This is a genomic window from Microbacterium arborescens (genome assembly GCF_030369635.1).
In the GTDB taxonomy this organism is placed as follows: domain Bacteria; phylum Actinomycetota; class Actinomycetes; order Actinomycetales; family Microbacteriaceae; genus Microbacterium.
In genome coordinates this window covers 2859609-2875445 of record NZ_CP128474.1, presented here as the reverse complement: position 1 = coordinate 2875445, position 15837 = coordinate 2859609, and the positions used below count along the sequence as shown (strand labels likewise).

Sequence of the window (15837 nt, the reverse complement as noted above, 5' to 3'; positions counted from 1 at the left end):
CCAGCGTATTGACCGAAAGTCCGTTCGGATGAAGCGTCTAGCAACGATCGAAGATGTGTTCTATCCTCGTGTGTCATGACCGATACGACGAGCGCACACGACGTCACCCTCTGGCTCGTCGACGACATCCCCGCGCGGATGTTTTACGCGGGTCGGCGCTGGACCGTCAGCGACATCCCGACCCGGCTGCGCGATTCGGTATGGTCGCTCGCCGCGGACGATGACCGGCGGCGCGGCCTCTACGGCTGGCGCTTTCAGGCCACCGACTCGGACGGTGAGGCGTTCGTCTTCGATGTGTACTGCGGTGAGGGCGGGTGGCATGTGCACCGCGCTTACGCCTGAGTCGCCGGGGCGGGCGGCGCCATCCTCGCCATCCTCGGGTCAGATGTCGCTGAGCTGCTCGAGGAATTCGTCGGCCATCGCGACCTGGCGGGTCAGTTTCTCGCGACGCTCGGCGGCGCCCGCGCGGATCGAGTCCAGGCGGTCGCGCAGCTCGACGTCGTCGGGTGCGGCCGCGAGGGCTTCGACGACGTCGAGGAGTTCGCGCATCTCGTCGAGGCTGTAGCCGAGGGGCTTCATGCGCCGGATCAACAGGATTCGGGCGATGTCGTCCTCGGTGTAGAGGCGGAAGCCACCCTCGGTGCGTGCCGACGGGGTGACGAGGCCGATCTCGTCGTAGTGCCGGAGCGTGCGGAACGACAGTTCGGTCCGCTCGGTCACCTCTCCGATGCGCATGGTGACCTCATCGCGATTCGCCATCAAACCTCACGTTACGTTAGATTCTCGTCGGCGCATCGTGCGCCGCCCCCATTCTTCCCGCGCCCGGCAGTCGCCGCTGCGCGCGCCCATGCGATCGCCTGCCACCTCGGGTGAGGCACCGACCGAAAGGCACCGAGTGACCGCCGTCACCCCCGCCCGCGACAGCGCCGCGCGCTACCGCATCGAACCCACCGTCCTGCAGGCTCTGCGCAGCCCCCGGCTCCTGACCCGCGAGGTGTTGGCGGGACTCGTCGTCGCCCTCGCGCTCATTCCCGAGGCGATCGCGTTCTCGATCATCGCCGGAGTGGACCCCCGGGTCGGGCTCTTCTCGTCGTTCATCATGGCGGTCGCGATCGCCTTCCTCGGCGGCCGTCCGGCGATGATCACGGCCGCGACCGGTGCGATCGCCCTCGTCATCGCGCCGGTGGCGCGTGACCACGGCGTCGACTACCTCATCGCCACCGTCCTGCTCGGCGGCGCGATCCAGATCGTGCTGGCGGTGCTCGGCGTCGCGAAGCTCATGCGATTCATTCCGCGCTCGGTGATGGTGGGCTTCGTCAACGCGCTCGCGATCCTCATCTTCCTCGCGCAGCTTCCTCAGCTCTTCGGCGACGGCATCCCGTGGCTCGTCTGGCCGCTCGTCGCCGCGGGGCTCGTCATCCTCGTCGTGTTGCCGCGGCTGACGAAGGTGATCCCGGCGCCGCTCGTCACGATCGTGCTGCTCACCGCGGCGGTCGTGGCGTTCGGCTGGCAGGTGCCGACGGTCGGCGACCAGGGGGAGCTGCCGTCGAGCCTGCCCGCGCTCTTCGTGCCCGACGTTCCGCTGACGCTCGACACGCTGCGCATCATCGCTCCTTATGCGCTCGCGATGGCGGTCGTGGGGCTGCTCGAATCGCTCATGACGGCCAAGCTCGTCGACGACATCACCGACACCCGCTCGCGCAAGACCCGCGAGGCGCTCGGACAGGGGGCCGCGAACATCCTCTCCGGCGCGTTCGGCGGCATGGGCGGGTGCGCCATGATCGGCCAGACGATGATCAACGTGAAGGCGTCGGGGGCGCGCACGCGCATCTCGACCTTCCTCGCCGGTGTCTTCCTCCTGATCCTCGTGCTCGTCCTGGGCGACGTCGTCGCGATCATGCCGATGGCTGCGCTCGTGGCGGTCATGATCATGGTCACGGTGGCGACCTTCGACTGGCACAGCATCCGGCCCGCGACCCTCCGGCGGATGCCGAAGAGCGAGACAGCCGTCATGGTCATCACGGTCGTCGCCACGGTGTGGACCCACAACCTCGCCGTCGGCGTCATCCTCGGCGTCATCGCTGCGATGGTGATGTTCGCCCGACGCGTCGCGCATTTCGTGACGGTCACCCGAACTCTCGCCTCGGCCGGTGACGAGCCGGTGGCGCGTTACGAGGTCGACGGTGAACTCTTCTTCGCGTCGAGCAACGACCTGACCACGCAGTTCGCCTACGCCGACGACCCCGCGCGCATCATCATCGACATGAGCCGGTCGCACGTCTGGGACGCCTCGACGGTGGCCGCGCTCGACGCTGTCGTGAACAAGTACGAGCGGCACGGCAAGACCGTGACGATCGAGGGTCTCAACGCCACGGCATCCGCTCTGCACGGACGCCTCACCGGCAACGTCGGCGCGTCCTGATCGAGCGGGCCGGGGTGCGGAATCCGGTCGCGGCCGCCGATCAGAACGTGGTGAACGACACGAACGACGGCGGACCGAAGCGGCCCGTGGCGGGATCGATGTATCGCACCGCGAGCGTCACCGGGCCGGGTGCCGGCACCATGTATCGCGACACGAAGGTCCCGTCGGCGTCGAGGCGCATCAGGTCGTCGCGCCAAGGTGCGGCGTCGTCGACACGGGCGCGCTGGACCACCAGGTTCGGCTGACCCGTCACGCCGATGTCGAACCCGGATGCCGGCACCGACGAGCTCGCGAGGGGAGCGGTGAACGTCGGTGGCGGCGACACCGTCACAGCGGCGGGCGGGCAGAGCGACGAGAGCTGCCCGTCGACGCGCTGCCGTGCCGACAGCGCATGCCGGCCCGGGGGCAGGTAGGCCGCGGCATCCGTCTGGTCGCGTCCGCCCGAGAGGTCGGATGCCGTCCACGCGCCGTCGGCGTCTGCCTCGGTGCGGGCCCAGACCGTGCCGTTCTCGTCGATGACCTCGACGACCGCGCCGGGGGTCGCCGTGCCCGAGATCAGCGGGTAGACGCTCGGCCCGGCGCTGCTGTCGACCGTCATCGTCGGCGCGGCGGGCGCGGTGACGACGGGCGGCTGCGAGGTGCCGGGAGTCGGGGTGGGGTTCGGCGTCGGGGTGGGGGTCGGGGTGTGCTCCGAGGTGCCGGTATCGACGGGAGAGTTCGGTGAAGCCGTAGCGTCTGCCTGCGGTCGAGGCGAGCTCGGGACCGAGGGAGCGTTCGGCGCGGGGATGAGGCGAGGGCTGGGCGCAGAGCGCTCGTGCGCGTCAGGGGTCGCGTCGTGCGGCGGCTGCGCAGGCGGTTCGGCGACCGGGGGCGCCTCGGAGGTCGGGCTCTCAGACACAGCGCCGGCCGCGCGCGCGTCGGACGATGTGCGGTGCGGGTGCGGCTCTGACCCGGTCGCCCGCGGGGGAGCAGTCGTCGGTTCGGTGAGCGGCAGGGTGACGGCGATCGCCGTTCCCGCCGCGGCGACGGCAGCGACGACGACGAACAGGGGACGACGCCATCCCGACCGCGTGGCGGATCGTGCGGCTCGTCGTGAGGTCGGTGCGCCCGTGGTGGTGCCGCGCGGGGTGCTGGTGGTGATGCCGGCGCCGGTGCCGCCGGTCGCGCCCGTCGCACCTGCGGGGCCGAGGGCGAAGGTCGCGACCTGCGCAGCACCCGACTGCGTCCACGCCGTGTACGACGCGGCAGCCGGGATGCCGACCACGAGGGGAACGAGCACGAGCGCCAGCCGCGATGAGACGTCGCGTGCCTCGACCCAGGCGAGCGCGCATCCCTCGCACGTCGAGAGGTGCTGCTCGACGCGCCGCGTGTCGCGCCGCGACAGGCCCGATCGCGAATGCGCCCCGAGCAGTTCGAGGGTCTCGCGGCACTCCTCGTTGTCGGCGCGGCGGAGCTGCGCCGACACCCACGCATCGCGGAAACCGCGCCGTGCGCGCACGACAAGAGCGGATGCCGCGTTCGGGGCGAGACCGAGCAGCGGTGCGAACTGGCGCGGCTTCAGACCGTCGACCTCGCTGTACCAGAGGGCTTCCTGCCAGCGGGTGGGGAGGGTCGCGAACGCCGACGCGACAGCGCTCGAGTCGAAGCCCGCGATCGTCGACCATTCGGCGTCGGGAGCCGTCTCGTCGGCGGCATCCTCCAGGTCGGTGGCGTACACCTGCTGCTGCTGCGCGCCCCACTTGTGGGCGACGTTGCGGACCGACGTCAACAGGTACGGTCGGAACCCCATCGAAGGCCCGCCACCGCGCCGGATGGCGGACAGGATGCGGGCGAACGCCTCAGCGACGACATCATCGGGATCGAGCGACGAGTATGCGCGAGCGACGGCGTGAGCGGCGGCCGAGTGGCGCAGCCAGAGCTCGCCGTAGGCGCGTTCATCATGATTCCGGGCGCGCTCGACGAGCTCGTCATCGGACGCTGCGGCGGTCGGTGTGCGCGGCTCGTTGTCGTCGGAAGACGCCAACCTCAAGCGGTGCGGCGCCGTCGTCATCGCGACATGTGGGGGTAGGCGGACGGTCCGGCACCCAGCCGGGCGAGCGGGTCGGATCGTTCGGCATCGCCGATCGCCTCGACGTTGCGCAGATGACGGGTGAGAGTCGCGTAGACCTCGGGTGAGAAGCCGTCGCAGGCGAGAGTGGCGATCACCGCGTCGCCGCGCGACTTGTCGGTGATGAGAATGAGGCGGGCAGTGGCGCTGTCGTCGTCCGCAACGCGCGACGAGCACACGAACCCGACATCGCGGCGATGCCACGAGTGTTCGCGGGTGCTCGACCAACCCCAAGTGACCCGCACGGTCGCGCCGCTGATCTCGACCGTGGCCGGGCGGATCGCTCCGGCAGGAGTGCTGCTTCGGCGGGTTCGTATGCGACCGATCGGACACGCGGCTGACCGGAAGGTGATCGTGCTCAGACATGCCGCGGACGGGGTCCGGGGATAGTGGTGCGTAGGGGTGTGGGGCTGGTCGGGGGAGTGGTTCAGCTGGTGCCGGCGGTTGCGGGCGCCGGTGCGGGCGCGGTCGCCGGCGCGTCGGAAGGAGGGCCGGGTCCGGGTCCGGCTTCTCGTCGCCGGAGGCGCCGGGAGCGTGTTCGTCGCAGCGTGCATGCTGATGAGACACCGGCGATGGCGAATCGTGACGCGAAAAGGCGGAATTCCTTGCCGGGCGAGATCGGGTGCGGGGTGGGTTTCGCGGGGTGGGGGTCGCGGGGTGGGGGTCGCGGGATGGTGGTCGCGGGATGGTGAGGGTGGGATGGCGCCCTGGTGGGACCATTGGTTCCTCCCCACGTGGCGCCGTTCGCTGACTTTTGTGATCGAACAGAGATTCGATCGCGATGTCGTACCTCGCTGCCACAATGGGAACATGGCAGCGAACTACGGGAGCGGCGAGGTGCGATGCGGTGACTCCGCGCCCCCACAGGTGCTCGCGTTCGCGAGGTACGCGGAAGCGCTCGATCTCTCGCATGCCGCGGATGTTGCGCGGATGCGTGCGTTGGCTGACCTGGGCAGGTCGGCGTTGCGGGAGGCCCGGCGCGATGGGGTGCGGGGCATGGCGTCCGACATGGAACTGCGGTCGGTCGCGGCTGAAGCTGCCGGGATGGCGCGGTTGACCGACCGCCGGTTGCAGGGCGAGATCGACCACGCGATGACCGTCATCGATGACTACCCGGCTGTGTTCGCGGCGTGGGTGGAGCGGCGGATCGAACGCGGACACGTCGATGTGGTCGTGAAGGCCGGGGCGGGGCTGCCGGACGAGGTGCGCGGTGAGTTCGCGGAGGCTGCGATCGGCGTGTGCGAGCGGGATGTGCCCTCACGCGTACGGGGCGCGCTGGACGCGTTGGCGGCGCGGGTGCACCCGCGATCGTTCACGGAGCGGCACACGGCTGCGGCGGCGGAGCGGTGCGTGCGGGTGTTCCACGGGACCGACGGGATGTCGAACCTCGTCGCCAACCTGCCCACCGTCATCGCTGCGGGGATGCTTGACCGGCTGACGCAGATGGGACAGTCGGTGAAGGACGCCCGGGCGGAGGGTGCGGATGCTGCGGGGGCTGGCGGTTCGGGCGCGGATGCCGCGGGCGGTGCGGGTTCGGAGGTTGTGCCGGATGCGAGGACGATGGATCAGCTGCGGGCTGACATCCTCGGCGACCTCGTCCTCAGCGGAGCACCCGTGGTCGATCCGACCTACGGGACAGACCGGGCCGGTGGGCTCGGGGCGATCCGCGCACGCGTCCAGGTCGCCGTCACCGCGCAGACCCTGACCGGCGACGACGAGCACCCGGCCGAGGCCGTGGGCGCCGGGTTGATCGATGCCGACACCGCCCGCCAGCTCGCCGCGCAGGTCTCCGAATGGGATCGATTGTTCATCGACCCGATCACCCGCACCCCGGTTGAGATCGACACGTACCGGCCCACCGTCGCGATGAAGAAGCTCCTCACCGCCCGAGACCAGCACTGCCGGTTCCCCGGATGCCGCAGAGCCGCGATCCGGTGCGAACTCGACCACACCATCGACTACGCCCTCGGCGGGCACACCCACCTCCACAACCTCGCCCACCTGTGCCAGCGGCACCATTCGATGAAGCAATTCACGAGATGGGACGTGCGGCAGATCGGCGGCGGGGTCCTCGAATGGACCTCGCCCCTGGGGCGGGTCTACCGCGAAGACGTACCGACGCCGGCCGTGTGCTTCACCACCGGCACGGTGGACCCGCCACCGGATGGCCGGACCGGCGGAGCGCCGTCGCACGAACCACCACCCTTCTGACCGTGGGGTTCGGCGTTGTCCCGTGGGGTTCGGCACTGCCCCTCGGGGTTCGGCGTGGCCCCTGGGCCGGCGTTGTCCCTGGGGAGTATCGGCCGGCGGTGCTCTCCGTTCGCACGTGAGCATTCGCGGGCCGCGAAGCGATCTCGTGAAGTCGCGTCACGATGCGGGCCTCGCGGCGTCCCTCATATGACGATGCGACGACCGCATCGCGTGATCCAGACACTCCGGAGACCCATCGTGACGATCGAGCGCCGCGCCATCCCGCATCCCAGCCGCACCCACGAGCTGCGGGCCACCGCGCATCGCGTCGTCGCGGGCAGTCTGCCCGGCGCCCGGCCCGGGCGACCCACCCAGGTCGACCTGGCGCGGCTGCGCACGCTCGACGTCGGCGCGACGCCGCAACTGTGGACCGAGTCGAACGTGCACCTGCTCGAAGGGATGCTCATCGCCCGCGTGCGACTCGACGACCTCGACGGCGCGCTCGCCCTCGTCGACGGCCACTTCACCGAGGGGCGTCTGCGGGCCCGCGCCGTGCTGGGGCTCGATGCGCTGGGATCGCTGTTCGCGGCGGTGGCCGAGGTGTACGCGGCGGCAGGACGCCCGCGCGATGCCGGCCTCTACGCATCGCGAGCGCTCACCTTCGCCGACAGCCACGCCGTGCGTTACCGCGCCGCGGCCGTGCAGACCCTGGTCTTCGCGGTGAACGGCGAGTTCGACGCCGCGGCGAGATCCCGCAATATGTGCGCCGAGCTGGGGCGCGCGAACCGCTGGAACGTCGCCGACACCGACTACGCCCTCGCCCTCGCCGACATCCTTCTCGCGGTCGGCGCGTTCGACGCGGCCCGCGTCTCGCGCGCTGCCGCAGCGCTACGGTCGCGCGCTCCCCGCGACCCCTACGCGCAGCACGCGGCCGCGACGGCGGACGCCCTCGCCCACGTCATCGTCGGCGACCTCACCGCTGGTGTCGCCGGCCTGCGAACGGCGCTCGGCGGCGCCTGGTCGCATCTCAGCCACCGGCTGATCCGTGAGCTCGCGCTCTCCGCCCTCGCGGACGCCACCCTGGCCCAAGGTGCTGCCCGCCGAGCGCTGTCCCTGCTCGACGGCCCCACGTCAACACCGAGCCACACCGTGTGCTTCGAGGCGCAGCGCGCGGCCGCCCACCTCGCGCTCGGCGACGAACGCGCCGCACTCGATGCCACCGACGTTTGCCTCGCGCTCGGCGCGGAGCACTGCCCGCGCACCCTCGCCATCGTCCTGGTGCGCCGCGCCGTGGCGCGAGACCGCCTCGAGCAGCCCGACGCCGCCGACGCCCTGTTCGACGAGGCCTGCGGCCTCGCCCTGCACACCGGCGACCTCATCGCGCCGTTCGTCACGATCCCGCACGCGCAGCTCGCCCCGTTGGAGAACCGACTCCGCGACCGGCGCCCCGATCTCGCCGCACGCATCAGCGCGGCCATCGAGCCCCTGCGGCTTCGCGACTCCCGCCCGCCGAGGCAGGCTCTTCCCGCGCTCACCCCCCGCGAACGATCCGTGGCCATGGCGCTGCGCGACGACAAGACGTACGCCGGACTCGCGCACCAGTTCACCGTCTCGATCAACACGATCAAGTCGCAGCTGCGCTCGCTCTACGCCAAGTTGGGCGTCTCGAGCCGCAGCGAGGCGGTCAGCATGCTCGAACGGCACGGGTTCTTCTTCTGAGCCCGGCCCACGCCGGATGATAGCCGCCGCCCCCGCGCGCCCCACCGCCACCTAAGCTTTGCCCGTGGGCAGATTCTTCTACGACAACGCGGCCAACTTCGTCGAGATCGACGATCGGGCGCTCGCGCACCTCCGGCTGGTCCTGATGACCAAGCTGCGGCGCGGCGAACCGCTGATGTTCGAGACGACCTCGCCCCACGGCACGAGCCGCCGCGACTTCTGGCTGCACCCCACGATCTCGGTGCAGTTCCAGTTCGCCGGCAGCCGGCAGCCGCAGATCAACCCGAAGTGGATCGACGCCCTCATGGAATCGGCCAACAGTGCCGACGGCCTGCGGATGGTGCCCGAACCCCAGGGCTGATGTCCGCTGGCTTAAGCGGCGCTTACGTTACAGTGCCAATCTCAGACTCCATCGAGTCCTTGCTCCGGGTTACCGCCCGTTCCGGGGACCATCGGGTCAGAGAGCAGTGGGGCGGGAGATGCAGGACGCTGGGCAGGGTCGGAACCTCGACCCCGAATGGTGGGCGACGGGGGTCGCCGGGGGGAACGTACCCGGCGGACGCCTGCGCGGCGACAGTCGCACGGTGCAAGCCGGCGACGTCTTCGTCGCGCTCGGCCGCGACGAGCGGGTGCGCGAGCACATCACGCAGGCTCTCGAACGCGGCGCGGCCCTCGTCCTGACCGACGCGAGCGTCACCCACGTCGACGACCGCGTGCGCGGCATCCCGCACCTGACGACTGTCATCGGGCGCCTGGCCGACCAGTACACCGGACACCCGTCTGCGAACATGACCCTCGTGGGGGTGACCGGCACGAACGGCAAGACGTCGACGGTGCAGCTGCTCGCGCAGAGCTGGCAGATCCTCGGTCATCGCGCGGCCACGATCGGCACGCTCGGCGCCGGCCTGTTCGGCGCCCTCGCCAAGACCTCGCTCACCACTCCGTCGGTGGTCGACATGCACGAACTCCTCGCCGACATCCGTCACGCGGGCGCCGACGCGGTCGCGATCGAGCTGAGCTCGCACGCGCTCACGCAGGGGAGGGTCGACGGATGCCATTTCGACATCGCCGCGTTCACCAACCTCACCCGCGACCACCTCGACTACCACGAGTCGATGGAGGCCTACGGGCAGGCCAAGCAGCGCGTCTTCCGCCTGCGCGGGGTCCGGGCCGCAGTCCGCAACCTCGACGACCCCTACGTCGCGGGCATCGCATTGCCGGCCGGGCTGGCCGATGTCGGGGTATCGACGGTCGGTGCGCCGACCGCGACGGTTCGCGCCGGGAACATCCGGGTGCGCCCCGACGGCGCCGACTTCATCCTGACGATCGACGGTGAGAGCTACGACGTCGCCTCACCGCTCATCGGCCGGTTCAACGTCGACAACCTCGCGATGACGGCTGGCGTCCTCCACGCGCAAGGCACCGCGCCCGACGCGATCGCGGCAGCGGTGCGCGCCATCCGCCGGGTTCCCGGCCGCATGCAGGTCGTCTCGCCCGGGGTCGGTCCGCACGTCGTGGTCGACTATGCCCACACGCCCGACGCGCTGCGCCAGGCGCTCATCGCCCTCTCGAGCGGTCCCGGACGACTGAGCGTGGTGTTCGGCTGCACGGGCGACCGCGATCGCGGCAAACGACCCGAGATGGCGGTCATCGCCGAAGAGATCGCCCAGACGATCATCGTCACCGACGACGACATCCATCACGAGGACGGCGACGCGATCGTCGCCGATATCCTCGCCGGGTTCCGCTCGCTCGAGAGGGTCCGCGTCATCCGTGACCGCGCCTCGGCGATCGCGGAAGCGGTGGCCGCAGCCGCACCCGACGACACGATCCTCATCGCCGGCAAGGGGCACGAATCGGTGCAGATCGTCGGCGACGACGCCGTCGCGTCCGACGACGTCTCGATCGCCGCCGGCGCGCTGCGGTCCTGGCGTGAGCGGCACGCGCTGCTGCCCGACGCGCGGTAGTTCGATCCAGCACCGCGTCCAGCCGGAAACGGCGGGCGTTTTCATTCGGGTTATGGCAAGATTCGACGTGATGAGCGACGATATCCACCGCGTCCCCGTGCGGACGAAGACTCTCCTCGAGGAGTGGGTCGCCGAGTTCCTCGAGCAGGGGAAGGCGCCCGGCGTCTCGGTCAAGGTGGCCATTCAAGACGGGTCGGACGGGCTCGACACCGGGCTCGTCATCGTGCACCTCGAGAATGCGCCTGCCGACGTCTACATGCAGCCGCGGGCCATCGACGACCCCGAATGGGAAGCGACGCTCACCGCCCGCTCCGACGACCTCACCCTCACGCCGTACCAGATGGCTGGTCTCGCCGCAGAGGTCGCCTTCGCGGGAAACCTCTGCACCTTCCTGCAGTTCAAGTCGATCGAATGGGACCGCATGTCGGGCATGCGCTGAGCGCGCCCGGACCGTTCCCCTGCACCGTCCCCTAGACCATTCCTCGCGGCCTGGCAACGGCTGCGCTCTCGCTCGCGCACGTGCCGACAATGGTCGCGATCGCGAGCTTCCACCGTGGATGCCTCGGTGGAAGGAGATCGTCATGGTCGCATCGAGCGGGCGCGGAGTCGCCGTCGTCACCGGAGGAAGCGCGGGCCTGGGGCGGGCGATCGTCCGCGAGCTCGCGCGCCGTGGCTGGGACGTCGCAGTCCTGGCGCGCGGCCGTGACGGCCTCGACGGCGCCGTCGCCGACATCGAGGCCTCCGGACGCCGCGCGCTCGCGGTGTCGGTCGACGTCGCCGACGCGGATGCCGTCGACCGCGCGGCAGCCGATGTCGAGGAGAGCCTCGGACCGATCGACCTGTGGGTCAACAACGTCATGTCGGGGGCGATCGCCACCTTCCTCGACACGACGCCGGGTGACTTCGACCGCGCCACGGCGGTGACCTACCTCGGCGCCGTCAACGGCACGCGGTCGGCGCTCCGGCGGATGCGCGACCGCGACCACGGTCACATCATCCAGATCGGGTCGGCGCTCGCCCACCGCGGCATCCCCCTGCAAGCCGCCTACTGCGGTGCGAAGCACGCGATCCACGGATTCACGGATGCCGTCGTGTCCGAGCTCACCCACGAGAAGAGCCGCGTCGCCGTCTCGATCGTCGACATGCCCGCCCTCAACACGACCCAGTTCGGCTGGGTGAAGTCGAACTTCGCGCAGCATCCGCAGCCGGTGCCGCCCATCTTCCAGCCCGAGGTCGGAGCGCGGGCCGTCGCTGACGTCGCCGACCGGCCGCGCCGGCGGACATGGGTGGGGGAATCGACCGTCGGTCTCATCCTCGGCACGCGCGTCGCGGGCCGCTTCCTCGACTGGTACCTCGCCAAGAACGCGTGGGAAGGCCAGTTCGCCCCCGGGTCGGACGCCTCCGCGACACCGCCGAACCTGTATGAGCCGGTGCCGGGCGACCATGGTGCGCACGGCGCATTCGACGACCGGGCGCGGGGCGAGAGCCTGCAGACCTGGGCCATCCGTCATCGCGCGCCGCTGTACGCCGCAGCGTCGGCGGCGGCGTCCGCGGCGGTCGTGGGGGTCATCGCCGGAGCGAGGTCGCTACTGCAGCGTCGTTGACGCTCCGCCGAACCCGGGGCCGCGCCCGTTGACTAATTCGGTTAAGTCGGGTTCTCTGGCACGCGTCGGCACCGTGCCGACGACAGCGAACTCAATGAGGAGCATCATGTCGAGGACCCCCCGCCCCGCCCGCCGTTCCGCCGCGCTCGCCGCGCTCGCGGCGGCCGCGCTGGCCACAGCCGCATTCGCGCCCGGTACCGCCGTGTCGGCCGCGTCGGCCGCGTCGACCGACCCGCTGACCGTTGCGTACGTCGAGGTCAACAGCAACGAGCTCCGGACCGTCGGCGACTACGAGCTGGCCGACGGCTCGAACGCGTTCGACGTCGCGATCATCTTCGCCGCGAACATCAACCACGACGGTACCGGGGCCGTGCTGCACCTGAACGATCAGGTGACAGCCACCCTCGAGGATGCCGACACGCAGATCCGGCCCCTGCAGGACAAGGGCATCAAGGTCACCCTGTCGCTGCTCGGCAACCATCAGGCTGCCGGCTTCGCCAACTTCCCGTCGCAGGCCGCCGCCGCGGCCTTCGCCGACCAGGTCGCCGCCGTGGTCGAGCAGTACGGTCTCGACGGCGTCGACATCGACGACGAGTGGGTCACGTACGGCTCGAACGGCGTGCCGGCGGCGAACGCCGACTCCGCTCGGTGGCTCGTCGACGCGCTCGATGCGAAGCTGCCGGCCGGCAGCATCATCTCGCTCTACGACATCGGCGCCGCGGCCGCGAGCCTGAAGTCCGCTCCGGCATCGGTGCTCGACAAGCTCGACTACATCTGGAACCCCTATTACGGGCAGTACAACATCCCCGCCTACCCGGGGGTCGGCAAGGACCGCCTCGGTCCCGCCGCGATCGACCTGACGCAGACGTCGGCGACGACGGCGGCGAACCTCGCCCGCCGTACCGTGGACGAGGGGTACGGCGTCTACGTCACCTACAACCTGACCGCGGGCGACCGCAGCTCGTACGTGTCGTCGTTCACGCGCCAGCTCTCGGGTCAGGAAGCGGTCTACGTCGGCTGATGGTCGACATTCCTACGCGGGGTCAGCGCGTCCGCCGCGCCGTCCCCGCCTTCGCACCCGCCGACACCGCCGAATCCGACCGGCGTCGCTGCTTCCGGATCGACGTCGGTGCCGGCCCGTCCGTGACCGACCTGCCCGCTGCGAACGAGCAGCCCGACCTGCGCGGGCGCCGTGTCGCGGCGGGGGAACAGCTCACCGTCGACGTGTTCCCCGTCGCGGCGGAGTCCCGTGAGGGGATGCCTGACGATCGCTACGCGGCGACCGCCGTGGCCGTCGACCTCGTGTTCGATGACGGCACCACCCTCTCGGGGGCCGGCGCGCGAGACCAGTACGGCGACGCCGTCGACCCCGGCGCGCAGGCACGCTCGAAGCGCCTCTGGGTCGATCAGTGGAACCGCCGCACCGTCGACCTCTCGCCCGTCGTCGGGCGTCGGATCGCGGGCGTGCGCGTCGTTGTCGGCCCGGGTCGGGGCGGGCGCATCGTGTTCGTCGCCCCACCCGTCATCGAGCCCGTGCCGCACCGCCCGGAGCACCTGATGGGATGGGCCGACACCCGCCGCGGAACCCGGGGATCGGATCGCTTCTCGCGCGGGAACACCGCGCCCATCGTGACCCTGCCCCACGGCGGCGTGTTCGCGCTGCCGATGACCGATGCCTCGGCGGGCAACTGGCCCTATCGCTACCAGGTCGACCGCCCGGCGATCCAGGCGTTCGCGACGAGTCATATCCCGAGTCCGTGGATCGGCGACCGTGGTGTGTTCGAGCTCATGCCGAGCCCGAACGAGAGGCCCCAGCGCGACCGTCGGAAGCGGGCGCGCCGATTCGCCAGGGCCGGCGAACACGCATCCCCGCACGAGTACCGGGTCGAGCTCGACGGAGTCTCGGTGCTGCTGACCGCGGCCCGCCATGCCGTGGGCATGCGGTTCCGCTCGCACTCGGACAAGCTGTCGGTCGTCGTCGATCACCTGGGCGAAGCGGTCTCGGCCGCGTGGGCGGAACACGACGGGGCACTGCACCTCGATGTCCACCTCCGCGACGGCGGCGGTCGCCCCGACCACCATGTGCACGCCGTGCTGCCGGGGGTTCGCCGCCACGACCTCGCGCTCTCACGCGGCTCGCTGCGCGGCGCGATCGTCTTCGAGCGACCCGCCGTCGACATCGTCGTGGGGATGTCGACGATCGACGCCGCTCAAGCGGCCGAGAACGCCCGTGCCGCCGGCGGTGTCGACGACATGCGCGCCGCGGCCGAGGCGGCGTGGCGCGGGGTGTTCGAACGGTTCGAGATCTCAGCGCCGGGCGCCGTCTCGGACGACACCCTCCGCTCGATAGCCGGATCCCTCGCCCGCGTCTTCAGCTACCCCAATGCCCACGACGAGCCGTCGCCCGGCGGCCCCCGCTACCGCAGCCCGGTCGACGGTGTCGTGCGGTCCGGCACCTACTCCTCGAACAACGGATTCTGGGACACCTACCGCACCGCCTGGCCGTTCCTCGGGCTCCTCGCCCCGCGCACCGCCGCGGCCCTCGCCGACGGCTTCGTGCAGCACTTCCGTGACGCCGGATGGGTCGCCCGGTGGAGCGCGCCGGGGCCGGTCGATTCGATGACCGGCACGACCAGCGACACGGTCTTCGCGGGGCTCGAGGCGCTCGGGGTCGCGATCGACACGCGGCAGGCCTACCGATCGGCCCTGCGCCACGCGACCGTGCCCGCCGCGGATCCGCGGGTCGGTCGCAAGGGGCTCCGTCCCGCGATCTTCCGCGGCTTCACCGACACCGACACGCACGAGGGCATGTCGTGGACGCTCGACAACGCGATCAACGACGCCGCCGCCGCCCGGCTCGCCCGTGCGCTGATCCGGGACGAGACGGATGCCGCCGAGCGCGACCGTCTCGCCGCCGAGGCCGACTACCTCGCGCGCCGCGCGCTCGCCTACCGTTCGGTGTTCCGTCCCGGCCTCCATCGACGCGGCGACCACGATCTCGGCTTCTTCCTGGGGCGACGCCCCGACGGCGAGTGGCGCGTGAGCGCGGACGAGTTCGACCCCGCCGAGTGGGGGCACGACTACACCGAGACCAACGCGTGGGGCACGATGTTCACCGCGCCCCACGACGGGGCAGGGCTCGCCACCCTCCACGGCGGCGAGGAGGGGCTCGGCGCCGCTCTCGACGTCTTCTTCGCTACGCCCGAGACCGCCGCCCCCGACCTCGTCGGCTCGTACGGGTTCGTCATCCACGAGATGAGCGAGGCGCGCGACGTTCGCATGGGCATGCTGGGGCTGTCGAACCAGCCCGCGCACCACATCCCGTTCATGTACTGCTTCGCGGGGCGACACGACGACGCCCACCGGATCGTCGTCGAGGCCCGCGACCGCCTGTTCGCCGGTTCGGACATCGGGCAGGGCTATCCCGGAGACGAGGACAACGGCGAGATGTCGGCGTGGTACCTCTTCGCGGTGCTCGGCCTCTACCCGCTGGTTCCCGGCGCGGGCGAGTTCGTGCTGACGCCGCCGCTGCTGCCCCGCGTCGTGCTGCATCCGGAGGGGCGTGAGCGCCCCCTCGAGATCATCACGACCGGCGCCGGGCGGCCGTACATCCGAGAGGTGCGCATCGACGGGCGGGTGTGGGAGCGCATCGCGGTGCCCGCGGATGTCGTCCGTCGAGCCGAACTCATCGAGGTGGAGCTCTCGGACGAACCAGCGGGGTGGGCGAAGACGACACGGCCCACATCCTTCAGCGTCGAGTTCGACGCACCGCCGCTCGTCGACCTGCTCGAGGTCGTGCCGCGATCGGTCACCGACGACATCGGCGAG

The 15837-nt window shown here is 70.9% G+C and carries 12 protein-coding genes and 1 pseudogene; 10 read left to right on the top strand and 3 right to left on the bottom strand.

Features of this window, described 5'->3' with window-relative positions:
• The first annotated feature begins 75 nt into the window (after nucleotides 1-75).
• Nucleotides 76-342, top strand: a complete 267-nt coding sequence (locus tag QUC20_RS13535) for a hypothetical protein (RefSeq protein ID WP_120265233.1) — start codon at nucleotides 76-78, stop codon at nucleotides 340-342.
• 39 nt (nucleotides 343-381) lie between these two features.
• Here the strand turns inward: QUC20_RS13535 and QUC20_RS13530 are convergent, their stop codons facing one another.
• Nucleotides 382-759: a MerR family transcriptional regulator gene (locus QUC20_RS13530; RefSeq protein WP_120265234.1), complete on the bottom strand. Its 378-nt coding sequence runs from the start codon at nucleotides 757-759 to the stop codon at nucleotides 382-384.
• Nucleotides 760-895: 136 nt separating this feature from the next.
• Here QUC20_RS13530 and QUC20_RS13525 point away from each other — a divergent pair, with 136 nt between their 5' ends.
• On the top strand, nucleotides 896-2422 hold the full coding sequence (locus tag QUC20_RS13525) for a SulP family inorganic anion transporter (RefSeq protein ID WP_289330212.1): 1527 nt from the start codon (nucleotides 896-898) through the stop codon (nucleotides 2420-2422).
• Nucleotides 2423-2462: 40 nt separating this feature from the next.
• Here QUC20_RS13525 and QUC20_RS13520 read toward each other — a convergent pair whose 3' ends face one another.
• Nucleotides 2463-4445: a sigma-70 family RNA polymerase sigma factor gene (locus QUC20_RS13520; RefSeq protein WP_289330211.1), complete on the bottom strand. Its 1983-nt coding sequence runs from the start codon at nucleotides 4443-4445 to the stop codon at nucleotides 2463-2465.
• Between the two features lie 23 nt (nucleotides 4446-4468).
• Nucleotides 4469-4774: a hypothetical protein gene (locus QUC20_RS13515; RefSeq protein ID WP_289330210.1), complete on the bottom strand. Its 306-nt coding sequence runs from the start codon at nucleotides 4772-4774 to the stop codon at nucleotides 4469-4471.
• A 565-nt stretch (nucleotides 4775-5339) separates the two neighbouring features.
• Here QUC20_RS13515 and QUC20_RS13510 point away from each other — a divergent pair.
• From QUC20_RS13510 to QUC20_RS13475, 8 genes and pseudogenes are all read left to right on the top strand, one after another.
• On the top strand, nucleotides 5340-6740 hold the full coding sequence (locus tag QUC20_RS13510; RefSeq protein ID WP_289330209.1) for an HNH endonuclease signature motif containing protein: 1401 nt from the start codon (nucleotides 5340-5342) through the stop codon (nucleotides 6738-6740).
• 237 nt (nucleotides 6741-6977) lie between these two features.
• Nucleotides 6978-8438 (top strand): helix-turn-helix transcriptional regulator, encoded by a 1461-nt coding sequence (locus tag QUC20_RS13505; protein WP_289330208.1) that lies wholly within the window; start codon nucleotides 6978-6980, stop codon nucleotides 8436-8438.
• Nucleotides 8439-8502: 64 nt separating this feature from the next.
• On the top strand, nucleotides 8503-8799 hold the full coding sequence (locus tag QUC20_RS13500; protein WP_120265238.1) for a DUF7882 family protein: 297 nt from the start codon (nucleotides 8503-8505) through the stop codon (nucleotides 8797-8799).
• Nucleotides 8800-9022: 223 nt separating this feature from the next.
• Nucleotides 9023-10405: a UDP-N-acetylmuramoyl-L-alanyl-D-glutamate--2,6-diaminopimelate ligase gene (locus QUC20_RS13495; RefSeq protein WP_289330207.1), complete on the top strand. Its 1383-nt coding sequence runs from the start codon at nucleotides 9023-9025 to the stop codon at nucleotides 10403-10405.
• Nucleotides 10406-10475: 70 nt separating this feature from the next.
• The gene (locus QUC20_RS13490) at nucleotides 10476-10844 is read left to right on the top strand and encodes a hypothetical protein (RefSeq protein ID WP_147374451.1); all 369 of its coding nucleotides are present in this window, start codon (nucleotides 10476-10478) and stop codon (nucleotides 10842-10844) included.
• 142 nt (nucleotides 10845-10986) lie between these two features.
• The gene (locus QUC20_RS13485; protein WP_289330206.1) at nucleotides 10987-12009 is read left to right on the top strand and encodes an SDR family oxidoreductase; all 1023 of its coding nucleotides are present in this window, start codon (nucleotides 10987-10989) and stop codon (nucleotides 12007-12009) included.
• Between the two features lie 106 nt (nucleotides 12010-12115).
• Complete coding sequence (locus QUC20_RS13480) at nucleotides 12116-13030, top strand: endo-beta-N-acetylglucosaminidase H (RefSeq protein WP_289330205.1); 915 nt, start codon at nucleotides 12116-12118, stop codon at nucleotides 13028-13030.
• Nucleotides 13030-15654: pseudogene (locus tag QUC20_RS13475) on the top strand (glycoside hydrolase domain-containing protein); the annotation flags it as partial. The gene QUC20_RS13480 and the pseudogene QUC20_RS13475, both read left to right, overlap by 1 nt.
• Nucleotides 15655-15837 lie beyond the last annotated feature (183 nt).

Coding starts and splice junctions, on each gene's coding strand:
- QUC20_RS13535 (WP_120265233.1), top strand. CDS start 76: ATGACCGATACGACGAGCGCACACGACGTCACCCTCTGGCTCGTCGAC.
- QUC20_RS13530 (WP_120265234.1), bottom strand. CDS start 759: ATGGCGAATCGCGATGAGGTCACCATGCGCATCGGAGAGGTGACCGAG.
- QUC20_RS13510 (WP_289330209.1), top strand. CDS start 5,340: ATGGCAGCGAACTACGGGAGCGGCGAGGTGCGATGCGGTGACTCCGCG.
- QUC20_RS13490 (WP_147374451.1), top strand. CDS start 10,476: ATGAGCGACGATATCCACCGCGTCCCCGTGCGGACGAAGACTCTCCTC.
- QUC20_RS13485 (WP_289330206.1), top strand. CDS start 10,987: ATGGTCGCATCGAGCGGGCGCGGAGTCGCCGTCGTCACCGGAGGAAGC.
- QUC20_RS13480 (WP_289330205.1), top strand. CDS start 12,116: ATGTCGAGGACCCCCCGCCCCGCCCGCCGTTCCGCCGCGCTCGCCGCG.